A 14833-nucleotide genomic window follows, 5' to 3' on the forward strand; every position below is an offset into this window, starting at 1 on the left:
GGCCGAGGCGATCAGTCCCGGAAGGTCTCGATCGACGCGCCGAGCGACACCAGGCGCGCCTGCAGGTCCTCGTACCCCCGGGCGATGATGTCGACGTTGCGCAGCACGCTCTCGCCCTTCGCCGCGAGCATCGCGAGCAGGATGACGACCGCGGGCCGCAGCGCCGGCGGGCAGCTGACCTCGGCGCCCGACAGGTGCGCCGGGCCGGCGACGTCGAGGCGGTGCGGGTCGCGCAGCGTGAGGTCGACCCCGAGCCGGGTCAGGTCGAGCAGGTGGATGGCCCGGCCCTCGTAGACCCAGTCGTGCACGAGCGTCGTGCCCTCCGCCATCGCGGCGATGATGACGAAGAACGGCAGGTTGTCGATGTTGAGGCCCGGGAACGGCATCGCGTGGATCTTGTCGATCGGCGCGCGCAGCTCCGACGGGTGCACCGTGATGTCGACGAGCCGGGTGCGGCCGTTCGCCGCCGGGTACTCGGCGCTGACGTCGAAGCGGAGGCCCATCTCCGCCAGCGTCGCGAGCTCGATCTCGAGGAACTCGATCGGCGCGCGCGTGACCGTGAGGGTCGATCCGGTGACGATGCCGGCCGTGAGGAGGGTCATCGCCTCCACCGGGTCCTCGCTCGGCCAGTAGTCGACCTCGGCCTCGAGGTGCGGACGGCCGGCGATGCGGAGCGTGGTGGTGCCGATGCCCGAGATCTCGACGCCGAGCTGCTCGAGGAAGAAGCAGAGGTCCTGCACCATGTAGTTCGGGCTGGCGTTGCGGATCACGGTCTCGCCCGAGTTCGCCGCGGCGGCGAGGATCGCGTTCTCCGTGACCGTGTCGCCGCGCTCGGTGAGCACGATGGTGCGGGTGCCGCGGCCGGCGCGGTCGACGCGCACGTCGTACCAGCCGCTGGTGGCCTCCACGTCCACGCCGAACGGCCGCAGGGCGATGAGGTGCGGCTCGACCGTGCGGGTGCCGAGGTCGCAGCCGCCGGCGTAGGGCAGGCGGAACTCGTCGAAGCGGCCGCTGAGCGGGCCGAGGAACATGAGCACGCTGCGGGTGCGGCGGGCGGCGTCGGCGTCGATCGCGTCGAGGCGCAGGCGCTCCGGTGCGACGATCTCGAGCACCTCGCCGTCCTCGCTCCAGGTGACGGAGGCGCCGAGGCTGCGCAGCACGTCGATGATCCGGTCGACCTCGACGATGCGGGCGACGTGGTGCAGCCGGGTCACGCCGCGGTTGAGCAGCGACGCGCAGAGCAGCGCGACGGCGCCGTTCTTGCTCGAGTTGACGGTGATCGACCCGGAGAGCGTCGCGCCGCCGCGCACCCGGAGGTGCGAGCGCTTCGGGGTGCCGCCGATGGAGACGATCTCCTGGTCGAGGGCGGCGCTGATGCGGGTCAGCAGCTCGAGGGTGAGGTTCTGGCCGCCCTGCTCGATCCGGTTGATCGCGCTCTGGCTGGTGCCCACGCGCTCGGCGAGCTGCGACTGCGTGAGGCCGCGGCCCTGGCGGGCGCCCCGGATGAGGGCGCCGACCTCGCGGAGGGGTGCGGCGGAGGGGATGGAGCCCGTCGCGGTGGTGAGGGTGGTGGTGTCGGTCACCGAGGGAGCGTATCTCGCCCATGAGATATCCGTCGGTTCCGCGGCGGCCCGATTCGGCGGATTGACAGGATCTGCTCTCAGATATGAGTTCTACCGGCCGTCGAAGCGGCGGCGAGCGCGATCGTCTGCGACACCCCCGGCTCCCGTCGGCGACCTCGCTCCGCTAGGATCGACGCGTCGCGACTGGCGTTCGGATGGGTCACCATCGGGGAGCGACTCCTACTCGGAAGCGGCCGTACGCCTGGGCCGCGACACAGACCGCTGTGCCTGAAGAAGGAGTCCCTGTGACCGACGTGCTCGATGCCCCCCAGTCCCGTTTCACTGCACCCCTGGCCGTGGTCGACCCGGAGGTCGCCGCCGCCCTCGAGCAGGAGCTCGGCCGCCAGCGCGGCACCCTCGAGATGATCGCGAGCGAGAACTTCGTGCCGCGCGCGGTGCTCGAGGCACAGGGCTCCGTGCTCACGAACAAGTACGCCGAGGGCTACCCGGGCCGCCGCTACTACGGCGGCTGCGAGTTCGTCGACATCGTCGAGACGCTCGCCATCGAGCGGGCCAAGAGCCTCTTCGGCGCCGGCTTCGCGAACGTGCAGCCGCACTCGGGCGCGTCGGCGAACGCCGCCGTGCTCAGCGCGATCGCGCAGCCCGGCGACCGCATCCTCGGCCTCGAGCTGGCCCACGGCGGTCACCTCACCCACGGCATGAAGCTGAACTTCTCCGGCAAGCTCTACGAGGCGCACGCCTACGGCGTCGACCCGGAGACGTTCCTCGTGGACATGGACGTCGTGCGCGAGAAGGCGCTCGAGGTCAAGCCCCAGGTCATCATCGCCGGCTGGTCCGCGTACCCCCGCCAGCTCGACTTCGCCGCCTTCCGGGCGATCGCCGACGAGGTCGGCGCGAAGCTCTGGGTCGACATGGCCCACTTCGCCGGGCTCGTGGCCGCCGGCCTCCACCCCTCGCCGGTGCCGCACGCGCACGTCACCAGCTCGACGGTGCACAAGACGATCGGCGGCCCGCGCTCCGGCTTCATCCTCAGCGACGACGCCGACATCGCGAAGAAGCTCAACTCGAACGTGTTCCCCGGCCAGCAGGGCGGGCCGCTCATGCACGTCATCGCCGCGAAGGCGACCGCGTTCAAGCTCGCCGCCGAGCCGGAGTTCCGCGACCGCCAGGAGCGCACCATCCGCGGCGCGCAGCTGCTCGCGCAGGCGCTGACGAGCGACGCGGCCAAGGCCGGCGGCGTCGACGTGCTCACCGGCGGCACCGACGTGCACCTCGTGCTCGCCGACCTCCGCCACTCGCCGCTCGACGGCAAGCAGGCTGAGGACCTCCTCCACGAGGTCGGCATCACCGTCAACCGCAACGCCGTGCCGTTCGACCCGCGCCCGCCGATGGTCACCTCGGGCGTGCGGATCGGCACCCCGGCCCTCGCCACCCGCGGCTTCGGCGACGCCGAGTTCGCGGAGGTCGCCGACATCATCGCGACCACCCTCACCCCGTCCGAGCCCGACGTGCCGGCCCTGCGGCAGCGCGTGACGGCCCTCGCGGACCGGTTCCCGCTGTACCCGGGCCTCGAGTCGCCCACCACCTGGCGCTGAGGGGAGAAGGGATGACCGCCATCCGACTGGACGGCACGGCCACGGCCGCTGCCATCAAGGGCGAGCTCGCCGTGCGCGTGGCCGCCCTCCGCGAGCGGGGCATCGTGCCCGGGCTCGGCACGCTGCTCGTCGGCGACGACCCGGGCTCGCACAGCTACGTCGGCGGCAAGCACCGCGACTCGGCGGAGGTCGGGATCGAGTCGATCCGCGTCGACCTGCCGGCCGACGCCACCGAGGCCGAGGTGCACGCCGAGATCGCGCGGCTCAACGCCGATCCGGCCGTCACGGGCTACCTCGTGCAGCTGCCGCTGCCCGCCGGCATGGACGAGCACGCCGCGATCGTCGCCGTCGACCCGTCGAAGGACGTCGACGGACTGCACCCGCAGAACCTCGGCGAGCTCGTGCTCGGGGTCGAGGGCGAGCTCGCGACCCCGCTGCCGTGCACTCCGGCCGGCATCGTCGAGCTGCTGCGCCGGCACGACGTGCCGATCGCCGGGCGGCACGTGGTCGTGATCGGCCGCGGGCTCACCGTCGGCCGTCCGCTCGGCCTGCTGCTCACGCGGAAGGGCGTCGACGCGACCGTCACGCTGACCCACTCCCGCACCCCCGACCTCGCGGCCGAGGTGCGCCGGGCGGACATCGTGGTCGCGGCCGTCGGACGGCCCCACCTCGTAAAGCCGGACTGGATCAAGCCGGGCGCCGCGGTGCTCGACGTCGGGGTCACCCGCGTCGGGACGACCGAGTCGGGCCGCGCGAAGCTCGCGGGCGACATCGATCCGGCCGTCGCCGAGGTCGCGGGCTGGCTGTCGCCGAACCCCGGCGGCGTGGGCCCGATGACCCGCGCGATGCTGCTGTCCAACGTGGTGCTCGCGGCCGAGCGGCAGTACCTGTCGGCGTAGCGCTGCCACGACCCGGCGGCTGAGGACGCGCGCCAGCGGTGTCAGCGCGCGCGTTGCGTCGTAGCAATCCGCTCTGTAACGTTTCAACGGACCGACACGACGACGTGCCCCGGAGGACACCGTGCCCACCGCACCGCTCACCCCGACCGCCCCCGCCGCCGAGCACCGGCTCCGCCCGCTCGGCATCGGGACCGCCTCGCCGCGGCTCTCCTGGACCGTGCCCGAGGCGCCGCCGGGCTGGTCGCCGACCGCCGCCGAGGTCGAGCGCACCGCGGCGGACGGCGCCGTGCAGATCGCCAGGATCGAGCCCGCCGCCGGGGTGCTCGAGGACTGGCCCTTCGCTCCGCTCGCCTCCCGCGAGTCGAGCACCGTGCGCGTCCGCGTCGTCGGCGCCGACGGCGTCCCGGGCGCATGGAGCGAGCCGACCGCGATCGAGGCCGGCCTGCTCGAGCGGGCCGACTGGTCCGCCGGCTTCATCGCCGCACCGTGGGCGGAGGACACCCGCGTCGATCAGCCGCCCGCGCTGCTGCGTCGCGTGGTCCGGCTCCGCGGTCCCGTCGCCGCCGCGCGGATCCACAGCGCGAGCCTCGGCCTCCACGAGCTCGACATCGACGGGGTCAAGGTCGGCGACGCCCTGCTCGCGCCCGGCTGGACCTCGTACGCGTCGCGCATCCGCTACGTCACCGCGGATGTCACGGCGCAGCTCCGCGCCGCGGGCACCGGTGCCGACGGATCCGCCGCCATCGCGCTCGGCGCCTGGCTCGGCGACGGCTGGTACCGCACGCGCCTCGGCTGGGACCGCCGCGCCCGCAACATCTGGGGCGACACCCTCGCGCTGCTCGCGCAGCTCGAGATCCGCTACGAGGACGGCTCCTCCGAGACGATCGGCACCGACGCGGACTGGACCGCGGTGCGCGGCCCGATCCTGTCGTCGAGCATCTACGACGGCGAGCGCTTCGACGCGGCCGGCCTGCCGGAGGGCTGGGCCGACCCGGCCGCCGAACTCGCGGGCGCCGAGCCGGTCCGCGAGCTCCCGTGGCCGGACGTCGAGCTCGTCGCCTACGAGGGCGAGCCGGTGCGGGTGACCGAGGAGGTCGCCCCGATCTCGCAGGTCGACGACGACGGCATCACGCTCGACTTCGGCCAGAACCTGGTCGGGCGCCTGCGGCTGCGCGACCCGCAGCGCCACGGGCAGCTCGAGATCCGGCACGCGGAGGTGCTCGAGCACGGCCGCCTCGCGCTGCGTCCGCTGCGCACGGCCGAGCAGCTCGACGAGTACTCGCCGCTGCCGCACGCCGACGGGCGTCCGGAGCGCACGGGGGAGACCTGGGCCCCGCGCTTCACGTTCCACGGGTTCCGCTACGCCGAGGTGCGCGGCTGGCGCGGCCCGGTCGAGGACGGCGACATCGTGGCCGAGGTCGCGCACTCCGACATGCGGCGCATCGGCTGGTTCCGCTGCTCCGACCCGCGGCTCGAGCGCCTCCACGAGAACATCGTGTGGAGCATGCGCGGCAACTTCGTCGACGTGCCGACCGACTGCCCGCAGCGCGACGAGCGCCTCGGCTGGACCGGCGACCTGCAGGCCTTCGGCCCGACCGGCGCGTTCGTCTACGACTGCTCGGCGTTCCTGCGCTCCTGGCTGCAGGACATCGCGATCGAGCAGCGGCCGAGCGGATCCATCCCGCACTTCGTGCCCGACGTGCGCGGACTCGACGGCGACACCGGCTTCACGGCGGTGTGGGGCGACGTGATCTCGCTCACGCCGTGGGACCTCTACGAGGCCTATGCCGATCGCGGCATGCTGGCGGAGCAGTACCCGGCCGCCAAGCGCTGGGTCGACGGCATCCGCCGGGTCGCGACCGACGGGCTGCTGCACGAGGCGGACTTCCAGTTCGGCGACTGGCTCGACCCGACGGCGCCGCCGGACAACTCGCTCGCGGCGAAGGCGGACACCCGCATCGTCGCCACCGCGTACTACTTCAAGAGCGCCAAGGCAGTCGCGGACGCGGCCGCCGTGCTCGGGCGGGACGACGAGGCGCGCGAGTACGCGGAGCTCGCGGAGCGCATCCGGGTCGCCTTCCTCGCCGCGTACACGGACGAGCCGGGCCATCTCATCGACGACGCGCAGACCTCGTACGCGCTCGCGATCGTGTTCGGCATCCTCCAGGGCGACGACCTGACGGCCGCCGGCGATCGGCTGTCGGCGCTCGTGCGGGAACGCGGCCACCTCATCGGCACCGGGTTCGCCGGCACGCCCGTGATCTGCGACGCGCTCGCCGTCACCGGCCACCTCGACGACGCCTACGCGATGCTCACCGCGACCGAGTGCCCGTCGTGGCTGTACCCGGTCGAGCAGGGCGCCACGACGATCTGGGAGCGCTGGGACAGCCTCAAGCCCGACGGCAAGATCAACACGATGGGCATGACGTCGTTCAACCACTACGCGCTCGGCGCGGTCGGGTCGTTCCTGCACCGCACCGTGGCCGGCATCGCGCCGGCCGAGGCGGGCTACGAGCGGATCCTGTTCCGGCCGCGCCCGGGCGGAGGCCTCACCTCCGCCGGCGCGGACCTCGACACCCCGCGCGGCAGGGCCTCGATCGACTGGGAGCTGGCGGACGGCGAGCTGCGCGTGCGCGGCCGCGTGCCGGTCGGCGCCACGGCGGTGCTCGACCTCGCGGAGCTCGGCGGTCCGGTGCGCGAGCTCGGGCACGGGGGGTTCGACGAGGTCGTCGCGGTCGGCTGACGCCGCGGCGATACCCGCCGGCTGAGGAGGGCGCTCCGGCGCCCGTCAGCCGGCCGGCTGAGCGGCGTGGTGGAACACGAGCTCCTGCCCCGGACGCAGCTGCGCGAGCCGGTCGAGGTCCTCGTCCACCACGACGGCGACGACCGGGTAGCCGCCGGTCACCGGGGCGTCGGGCCCGAGGATCGTGACGGCGCCGTCCGGCGACACCTGCAGCGCGCCCGGCACCATGCCCTCGCTCGGCAGCTCGCCCTCGACCGCGCGCTCGAGCGGCGGCCCGTCGAGCCGGATCCCGGTCCGGTCCGATCGCGGCGACGCCGTCCAGCGTCCGGATGCGAGCAGCGCATCCGTCCCGGCCGCGAACCAGTCCCGGCGCGGTCCGGGGCGCAGTCCGATCCGCACCCGTCCGTCCGCCGGCGGATCGACCGGCACGAGGTCGACCGCGGGCACCGGGTCCGCCGGGGGCGCGCCGATCGCGAGCACGTCGCCATCGCGCAGCGGCTCCGGGCCGAGCGCGGCGAGCGTGTCGCGCGAGCGGGACCCCAGCACGGGCGGCGCCCCGGCCCCGCCGCGCACGGCGACGTACCAGCGGATGCCGTGGTCGGCCGGCCCGAGCTCCAGCACCGACCCGGCTTCGAGTCCGAGCGCCGTGTGCGGGTCGGCGGGACGCCCGTCGACCCGCAGCGGCCCGGTCGCGCCGGTCACGGCGACCCAGGCGTCCGCCGTGGTGCGCAGCTCGATGCCGCCCAGCAGCGCCTCGAGTCCGGCCGCCTCGACGGGGTTGCCGACCAGCCGGTTCGCGAGCGCGAGGGCGCCGCGGTCGAAGGCTCCGGCGGCGCCGACGCCGAGCCGGGCGAGTCCGGGCCGCCCGAGGTCCTGCACCATGGTCAGCGGGCCCGCCCGCAGCACCTCGATCACGGGACCGCCTCGAAGCGCACGCCGACGCCGGGCGCGAGCAGCGCGGGCGGGTCGCGGTCGACGTCCCAGAGCACGGCGTCGGTCGTGCCGAGCAGCTGCCAGCCGCCCGGCGACTCGCGCGGGTAGACGCCGGTGAAGCCGCCCGCGAGTCCGACGGAGCCCGCGGGCACCCGGGCACGGGACGTCGCCCGGCGCGGGGTCTCGTGCGTCCAGTCGGGCGACGCGAGATAGGCGAACCCGGGCGCGAAGCCGATGAACGCGCTCGTCCACCGGGCCGCGGTATGCGCGGCGACGAGCGCGTCGGGCGTGAGACCCAGCGCCGATGCCGCGGCGGCGAGATCCGGTCCGCCGTAGCGGACGGGGATGACGACCTCGGCCGGCGCAACGGCCGACCCGATGTCGTCCGGCGTCCCGTGTGCCGTGAGTGCCGTCCGCATCCACGCCTCGGCGGCTCGCAGCCCGAGCTCACTCGGGTCGACGCGCACCAGCACGGTCCGCGCGGCCGGCACGAGGTCGACGAGCCCTGACGGCGGCGCGGCGGACAGTGCCGCGTACCCGCGCATCGCCTCGCGGAGGTCGTGGAACTCGGCGAGCAGCGCCCGGTCGCCGACCGGCAGGATCCTCACCCCCGGCCGCCTCAGCCGGACGGCGCGGCGAAGGCCGCGATCCCGACCCCGGCACGCTCCAGCGCCGCGCGGGTCGCGGTCGCGAGCTCGACAGCCCCCGGGGTGTCGCCGTGCACGCAGAGCGAGGCGACCCGCAGCGCGATGGTGTCGCCCTCGAGCGTGTCGACCAGCCCGTCGACCGCCATCCGCACCGCGCGCTCGGCGACCTCGTCCGGGTCGTCGAGCACCGAGCCCGGGATGCTCCGCGGCGCGAGCGTGCCGTCGGCGAGGTAGGCGCGGTCGGCGAAGCCCTCCGCGACGAAGCCGACGCCGTGCTCGGCGGCCATCCGCTCGAGCGCCGATCCCGGCAGTCCGAGCAGCGGGAGCCCGGCCGACGCGGCGGCGCGGGCCACGGCCTCCGCCTGCGCCGCGTCGACGGCGATGCGGTTGTACAGCGCGCCGTGCGGCTTGATGTAGCGCACCTCGGCACCGAGCGACGCGGCGATGCCCCGCAGCGCGGACACCTGGTACAGCACCTCGGCGTGCAGCTCGTGCGGATCGGCGTCCATGGCCCGGCGGCCGAACCCGGCGAGATCGCGATACGACGGATGCGCGCCGATCGCGACGCCGTGCTCGAGTGCGCGACCCGACGTCGCGAGCATGATCGCGGGGTCGCCGGCGTGGAACCCGCAGGCGATGTTCGCGCTCGAGACGACCGCGAGCATCGCCGCGTCGTCGCCGAGCCGCCAGGCGCCGAACCCCTCGCCGAGGTCCGAGTTGAGGTCGACGGTGGTCACGGGCGCGTTCCGGTCAGTCCCGCGCGGCCCCGTCGGACGGGCGCACCTCGAACACCGTCGGAGCGCTGTAGCCGTGCTCGGCGAAGGCGCCGTCGACGGCGACCTGCACGAGCGAGATGCCGTCGCGGGGCACGAGGGCGATCGCCGAGCCGCCGAAGCCGCCGCCGGTCATCCGCGCGCCGATCGCGCCGTTCGACTGGGCCGTCTCGACGGCGAGGTCGAGCTCGGGCACCGAGATCTCGAAGTCGTCGCGCATCGAGCGGTGCGACGCGTCGAGCAGCTCGCCGATCGCGCGCGGGCCCTGCTCGCGGAGCGTGCGGACGGTGTCGAGCACGCGCTGGTTCTCGGTGACGACGTGGCGCACGCGGCGGAAGGTCTCGTCGTCGAGCAGCTCCTGGGCGCGGGGGAGGTCCTCGACCCCGATCTCGCGCAGCGACTCGACGCCGAGCACCTCGGCGCCCTTCTCGCAGGAGGCGCGGCGCTCGCGGTAGCCGCCGTTCGCGTGCTGGTGCTCGACGTGGGTGTCGATCACGAGGATGGTCAGCCCCTCGGCCTCGAGCCCGAGCGAGATGACCTCGGCGTCGAGCGAGCGGCAGTCGAGGAACACCGCCGAGTCGCGCTTGCCGAGCAGCGACGCGGACTGGTCCATGATCCCGGTGGGGGCGCCGACGGCGTCGTTCTCGGCCTTCTGGCCGACCCGGGCGAGCGTCTCCGGCGTCAGCCCGAGCTGCCAGATGTCGTTGAGCGCGACGCCGACCGACGACTCGATCGCGGCGGACGAGGAGAGCCCCGCGCCGACCGGCACGTCCGACTCGAGGAAGATGTCGACGCCCGGCACGGCGGCCAGGTCGGCGCCGAACTCGCCGAGCGCCCAGGCGACGCCGAGCGGGTAGGCGGCCCAGCCGGAGAGCGCATCCGGGGCGAGCTCGTCGATCCCGATCTCCGCCACCTCGTCGCTGAACGCGGAGGCGACCCGGATGCGGCGGTCGTCCCGCAGCCCGACGGCCGCGATCGTGCGGCGGTCGATGGCGAACGGGAACACGAAGCCCTCGTTGTAGTCGGTGTGCTCGCCGATCAGGTTCACTCGCCCCGGCGCCGACCACAGGCCGTCCGGCTCGTGCCCGGTCAGGGCGGCGAAGCCGTCCCGCACCTCGTCGCGGATGTCGCTCATGCTCGTTCGATCCCCTTCCGGATCGTCTCGGCCGCCGTCTCCGGCGGCACGTCCCCGATCCAGGCGCCCATAGCGGCCTCGGATCCGGCCAGGTACTTGAGGCGGTCCGCCGCGCGCCGCGGCGAGGTCAGCTGCAGCTGCAGCCGGACCGCATCCCGTCCCGCGTTCACCGGCGCCTGGTGCCAGGCGGCGATGTACGGGGTCGGGGTCTCGTAGATCGCGTCGACGCCGCGCAGCAGGCGGCGGTACAGCTCCGCGAGCTCGTCGCGCTCGGCGTCCGAGGTCTCGGCGAAGTCGGCCACGTGCCGGTGCGGCATCATGTGCACCTCGATCGGCCAGCGCGCCGCGAACGGCACGAACGCGGTCCAGTGCTCGCCGGCCAGCAGCACGCGCTCGCCGGCGCGCTCGAAGTCGAGGATGTCCTGGAACAGCGTCGGCCCGTACGCGTCGATCGAGCGCAGCAGCGACTGCGTGCGCGGCGTCACGTAGGGGTACGAGTAGATCTGGCCGTGCGGGTGATGCAGCGTGACGCCGATCGCCTCACCGCGGTTCTCGAACGGGAACACCTGCTGGATGCCGGGCAGCGCCGACAGCGCAGCGGTGCGGTCCGCCCACGCCTCGATCACGGTGCGCGCGCGGGCCACGCTCTGCGTGCCGAACGAGCCCTCGTGCTCGGGGCTGAAGCACACCACCTCGCAGCGGCCGACGGAGGTGCGGGTGCGGCCGAGGCCGATCTCGGCGAGGTCGGCGAGATCGACGGGGGCGTCGACGTCCGGGGTGTCCGCGAGCGCGGGGCCGAACGACGGCGACTTGTTCTCGAACACGACGACGTCGTAGAGGTCCGGCACCTCGGACGGGTTGTCCGGCGTCTGCGGCGACAGCGGGTCGAGGTTGGCCGGCGGCAGGAACGCCCGGTTCTGCCTGGCCGCGGCGATCGACACCCAGTCGCCGGTGAGCGGGTCGAGGCGCATGGTCGCCGTGGCCGGGCGGGGGTCGAGCGCGCGCTCGTCCACCCGGCGCTCAGGACCGAGCGTCGTGTCGGGGTCGTCGAAGTAGATGAGCTCCCGGCCGTCGGCCATGGTGGTGCTGCGCTTGACGACTCCGGCAGAGGGCATGGCGTCCACGATATCGGCCGACGGACGCCGTCTGCCGCGCCCTAGGCTGGGAGCGTGACGGAGCAGCGGGGAGCGGCGTTCAGCGGTGAGCGATTCGTCCTCGAGCGCGGCCGGGTGCGCGCCGAGATCGGCGCCGTCGCCGCCGTGCTGTGCGAGCTCCGGGTCGACGGCGAGCGGCTCACCGAGACGGTGCCGTTGCGCTCGCTGCCGCCGCAGGGCGCCGGGATGGTGCTCGCGCCGTGGCCGAACCGCGTGCGCGCAGCACGCTGGTCGCACGGCGGCCGCGAGCTCCTGCTCGACGTGACCGAGCCCGCCACCGGCAACGCGACCCACGGGCTCCTGCGCAACACCGCCTACCGCCTCGTGGAGCGCACGGACGACGAGGTCGTGCTCGGGGCGCTCATCCCGCCCCAGCACGGCTGGCCCTGGCCGATCGCCACCCGCGTGCGCTACCGGCTGCTCGACGACGGCCTCCAGGTCGTCCACGAGGCCGAGAACCTCTCGGCCGAGGCGGCGCCGTGGGCGGTGGGCGCGCATCCGTACCTCCGCGTCGGCGAGACGCCGGTCGGCGAGCTCGAGCTCATGGTCACGGCGCGCACGCGCCTGACGCTCGACGACGTGATGATCCCGATCGGCAGCGAGCCGCTCGACGGCTCGGACCGCGACCTCCGCGCGCCGCGCCGCGTCGCCGATCTCGACCTCAACGACCCGGTCGGCGACCTCACCCGCGGGCCCGACGGCGTCGTCGCCTGGCTCGAGGACCCGGACGGCACCCGCACCGTGCTCCGGGTCGACGAGGCGTTCCGCTGGCTCCAGCTCTACACGCCGCGCGACCACCCGCGCCCCGAGGGCGCCGGCCTCGCCGTCGCCGTCGAGCCCATGACCGCGCCGCCGGATGCGCTGAACTCCGGCACCGACCTGATCGAGCTCGCGCCGGGCGAGCACTGGTCGGCCTCTTGGAGTCTCCGGCGTGAACGAGGAGCGGCATGAGCGGCGAGATCGGCGAGCGGATCGCCATCCGATCGGGTGGATCGGAGCTGGAGGTCGGCACGGTCGCCGCGGTGATCGCCTCGCTGCGCGTCGACGGCGTGCAGCTCACCGAGCCGATCGCCGAGGGCGACGTGCCGGCGATGTGCAACGGCGTGCACCTGTCGCCGTGGCCGAACCGGGTGCGCGACGCGGTCTGGACGCACGAGGGCGTGCGCCAGGTGCTCGACATCACCGAGCCGGAGCGCCACACCGCCCTGCACGGGCTGCTCCAGTTCACCGACTTCGAGGTGCGGGAGCGCGCGGACGACCGGGTCCTGCTCGGCGCGCTCATCCCGCCGCAGCACGGCTGGCCGTTCCTGCTCGACGTCGCCGTCGAGTACCGGGCGGTGCCGGACGGCGTGCTGGTCACCCACTCGGCGACGAACCTCGGCGACGGCCCCGCGCCGTACGCGACCGGCTCGCACCCGTACCTCCGCATCGGCGACGAGGTGGAGCGGCTCCGCATCGTCGTCAACGCCGACCGCTACATCTCGGTGGACGAGCGGCTGAACCCGATCGAGACGCTGCCCGTCGAGGGCACGCGGTTCGACCTGCGCCACGGGCCGGTCTTCGCCGGCCTCGATCTCGACACCGCCTACGCGGATGTCGTCACCGTCGACGGCGCCAGCGCCTGGCTGATCGCCCCCGACGGCGCGAAGCTCGAGCTGCTGCAGGACGCCGACTGGGGCTGGAGCCAGGTCTTCACGACCCGCATCTTCCCCCAGGGCGGCGGCCGGCGCGCCGCGGTCGCCGTCGAGCCGATGACCGCGCCGCCGGATGCCCTGAACAGCGGCGAGGGCATCATCACGATCCAGCCGGGCGAGACCTGGTCGGGATCGTGGGGCCTGCGCTACACCGCGGCGCCCGCCTCCTGATGAGCGCGTCGCCGTCCGCCCCGACGCCGACGTCCGCTCCGGCGCCCACGCCGGCGCAGCTGCGCCGCTGGCGCCAGTACCTCGCCGACGAGCGCACGGAGGCCGCGCTGTACGCCGAGCTGGCACGCCGCAAGACGGGGGAGGAGGCGGAGATCCTCCGCGCGCTCTCGGAGGCCGAGGCCCGCCACGAGCAGCACTGGCTCGACCTGCTCGGCGACCGGGTCGGCACGCCGCGGCGCGGCAGCCTCCGCACCCGGATGCTCGTGCGCCTCGCGCGCAGCTTCGGCTCCGTCTTCGTGCTCGCTCTCGCGCAGCGAGCGGAGGCGCGCTCGCCGTACGACGCGGATGCCGACGCCACGTCCACGATGGCCGCCGACGAGCGCATCCACGGCGAGGTGCTCCGCGGGCTCGCCGCCCGCGGCCGCGAGCAGCTCTCCGGCACGTTCCGCGCCGCCGTCTTCGGCGCGAACGACGGACTGGTGTCGAACCTCGCGCTCGTGCTCGGCGTCGGCGCGACCGGCGTCGACGCGAAGGCCGTGCTGTTCACCGGCATCGCGGGCCTGCTGGCCGGCGCGCTCTCGATGGGTGCGGGCGAGTTCGTGTCGGTGCGGTCGCAGCGCGAGCTGCTCGCCGCCTCCAGCCCCGATCCCGAGTCGCAGCGCGCGCTGCCGCACCTCGACGTCGACGCGAACGAGCTCGCCCTGGTCTACCGGGCGCGCGGCATGGACCAGTCCGAGGCCGAGCGGCACGCCGCCGAGGTGCTGTCGACGCTGCACCTCGACGCGCCGGCCGCCGAGGAGTCCGGCGTCGATCCGCACGAGGCGCTCGGCTCGCCGTGGGGCGCCGCGCTGTCGAGCTTCTGCTTCTTCGCGACCGGCGCGCTCATCCCGGTGCTGCCGTACCTGCTCGGCGGCTCCGGCCTCGCGGCGGTCATCGTGTCGGCGGCGCTCGTCGGCGTCGCACTGCTCGGCACGGGCGCGGTGGTCGGGCTGCTCTCCGGCGCCTCGCCGCTGAAGCGCGCGCTGCGGCAGCTGGCGATCGGCTACGGCGCGGCCGCCGTCACCTACCTGCTCGGGCTGGCGTTCGGCGCCGCCGGCATCTGACCCCCCGTTCGATCCGCACCGCTCCGGGCTGTCACTGGGAGTCGCCCCGACACGCGCACGAGGATCTTGCCGATGTCGGATGCGCGGCGCATGCTCTTCTCGGCCCGCTGGGAACGCGGGCCGGAAAGCCGTACCGCCATGACTCTGACAACGTCGTCAGGACCCGCCTCCGCCTCGAACACCACCGCCTGGACCCGCGTCGACACCGGCCTCTGGGTGGCCCTCCGAGCCGGTCAGCATCTCGGCCGCGTGGACGCCACCGGCGCCGCGCGCTACGACGCGTACTCCGGATCCGGCTCGCCGCTGGGCTCGCATCCGACGCTCCGGGCGGCCCAGTCCGCCGTCGAGCGCCAGGACTGACCGGAGCGCCGCGGGCGCGCTGCCAGGCCGCCGCGCCAGGCTG

At 74.4% G+C, this 14833-nt stretch carries 13 protein-coding genes and 1 riboswitch; of the genes, 7 read left to right on the forward strand and 6 right to left on the reverse strand.

Going from position 1 to position 14833, the window contains the following annotated elements; genetic code table 11:
• Positions 1–11: 11 nt before the first annotated feature.
• Positions 12–1583, reverse strand: a complete 1572-nt coding sequence (locus AC1RSJ_RS03725) for a helix-turn-helix domain-containing protein (RefSeq protein ID WP_493116994.1) — start codon at positions 1581–1583, stop codon at positions 12–14.
• Between the two features lie 169 nt (positions 1584–1752).
• Positions 1753–1837: riboswitch (ZMP/ZTP riboswitch) on the forward strand.
• A 30-nt stretch (positions 1838–1867) separates the two neighbouring features.
• On the opposite strand from AC1RSJ_RS03725, the gene glyA reads away from it, so the two are divergent.
• The 3 genes from glyA to AC1RSJ_RS03740 all read left to right on the forward strand — a co-directional run bounded on the left by glyA (position 1868) and on the right by AC1RSJ_RS03740 (position 6820).
• On the forward strand, positions 1868–3178 hold the full coding sequence (gene glyA / locus AC1RSJ_RS03730; protein ID WP_493116995.1) for a serine hydroxymethyltransferase: 1311 nt from the start codon (positions 1868–1870) through the stop codon (positions 3176–3178).
• 11 nt (positions 3179–3189) lie between these two features.
• A complete protein-coding gene (locus AC1RSJ_RS03735; RefSeq protein ID WP_493116996.1) occupies positions 3190–4077 on the forward strand; it encodes a bifunctional methylenetetrahydrofolate dehydrogenase/methenyltetrahydrofolate cyclohydrolase in 888 nt (295 codons plus the stop codon).
• 121 nt (positions 4078–4198) lie between these two features.
• Positions 4199–6820 (forward strand): alpha-L-rhamnosidase, encoded by a 2622-nt coding sequence (locus AC1RSJ_RS03740; RefSeq protein ID WP_493116997.1) that lies wholly within the window; start codon positions 4199–4201, stop codon positions 6818–6820.
• 45 nt (positions 6821–6865) lie between these two features.
• On the opposite strand, the gene AC1RSJ_RS03745 is transcribed toward AC1RSJ_RS03740, so the two are convergent.
• From AC1RSJ_RS03745 to galT, 5 genes are read right to left on the reverse strand one after another with little or no spacing between them, the layout of a single operon-like run.
• Positions 6866–7735, reverse strand: a complete 870-nt coding sequence (locus AC1RSJ_RS03745; protein WP_493116998.1) for a 5-oxoprolinase subunit C family protein — start codon at positions 7733–7735, stop codon at positions 6866–6868.
• The gene (locus AC1RSJ_RS03750) at positions 7732–8361 is read right to left on the reverse strand and encodes a 5-oxoprolinase subunit B family protein (RefSeq protein WP_493116999.1); all 630 of its coding nucleotides are present in this window, start codon (positions 8359–8361) and stop codon (positions 7732–7734) included. The genes AC1RSJ_RS03745 and AC1RSJ_RS03750 overlap by 4 nt, the downstream gene beginning before the upstream one ends.
• A gap of 11 nt (positions 8362–8372) precedes the next feature.
• Positions 8373–9137 carry a LamB/YcsF family protein gene (locus AC1RSJ_RS03755; protein ID WP_493117000.1) on the reverse strand — a complete coding sequence of 255 codons (765 nt, stop codon included), beginning with the start codon at positions 9135–9137 and terminating at the stop codon, positions 8373–8375.
• 13 nt (positions 9138–9150) lie between these two features.
• Positions 9151–10308 (reverse strand): galactokinase, encoded by a 1158-nt coding sequence (galK, locus tag AC1RSJ_RS03760; protein WP_493117001.1) that lies wholly within the window; start codon positions 10306–10308, stop codon positions 9151–9153.
• Positions 10305–11423: a galactose-1-phosphate uridylyltransferase gene (gene galT / locus AC1RSJ_RS03765; RefSeq protein ID WP_493117002.1), complete on the reverse strand. Its 1119-nt coding sequence runs from the start codon at positions 11421–11423 to the stop codon at positions 10305–10307. The genes galK and galT overlap by 4 nt, the downstream gene beginning before the upstream one ends.
• 54 nt (positions 11424–11477) lie before the next feature.
• On the opposite strand from galT, the gene AC1RSJ_RS03770 reads away from it, so the two are divergent.
• From AC1RSJ_RS03770 to AC1RSJ_RS03785, 4 genes are all read left to right on the forward strand, one after another.
• A complete protein-coding gene (locus tag AC1RSJ_RS03770; RefSeq protein WP_493117003.1) occupies positions 11478–12413 on the forward strand; it encodes an aldose 1-epimerase family protein in 936 nt (311 codons plus the stop codon).
• On the forward strand, positions 12410–13327 hold the full coding sequence (locus AC1RSJ_RS03775; RefSeq protein WP_493117004.1) for an aldose 1-epimerase family protein: 918 nt from the start codon (positions 12410–12412) through the stop codon (positions 13325–13327). The genes AC1RSJ_RS03770 and AC1RSJ_RS03775 overlap by 4 nt, the downstream gene beginning before the upstream one ends.
• Complete coding sequence (locus tag AC1RSJ_RS03780) at positions 13327–14430, forward strand: VIT1/CCC1 transporter family protein (RefSeq protein ID WP_493117005.1); 1104 nt, start codon at positions 13327–13329, stop codon at positions 14428–14430. Before AC1RSJ_RS03775 ends, AC1RSJ_RS03780 begins: the two co-directional genes overlap by 1 nt.
• 138 nt (positions 14431–14568) lie before the next feature.
• Positions 14569–14790: a hypothetical protein gene (locus AC1RSJ_RS03785; protein WP_493117006.1), complete on the forward strand. Its 222-nt coding sequence runs from the start codon at positions 14569–14571 to the stop codon at positions 14788–14790.
• Positions 14791–14833: the final 43 nt, after the last annotated feature.

This window comes from Schumannella sp. GW821-FHT10F01, assembly GCF_058809295.1.

Coding starts and splice junctions, on each gene's coding strand:
- AC1RSJ_RS03735 (WP_493116996.1), top strand. CDS start 3,190: ATGACCGCCATCCGACTGGACGGCACGGCCACGGCCGCTGCCATCAAG.
- galK (WP_493117001.1), bottom strand. CDS start 10,308: ATGAGCGACATCCGCGACGAGGTGCGGGACGGCTTCGCCGCCCTGACC.
- galT (WP_493117002.1), bottom strand. CDS start 11,423: ATGCCCTCTGCCGGAGTCGTCAAGCGCAGCACCACCATGGCCGACGGC.
- AC1RSJ_RS03775 (WP_493117004.1), top strand. CDS start 12,410: ATGAGCGGCGAGATCGGCGAGCGGATCGCCATCCGATCGGGTGGATCG.
- AC1RSJ_RS03780 (WP_493117005.1), top strand. CDS start 13,327: ATGAGCGCGTCGCCGTCCGCCCCGACGCCGACGTCCGCTCCGGCGCCC.
- AC1RSJ_RS03785 (WP_493117006.1), top strand. CDS start 14,569: ATGACTCTGACAACGTCGTCAGGACCCGCCTCCGCCTCGAACACCACC.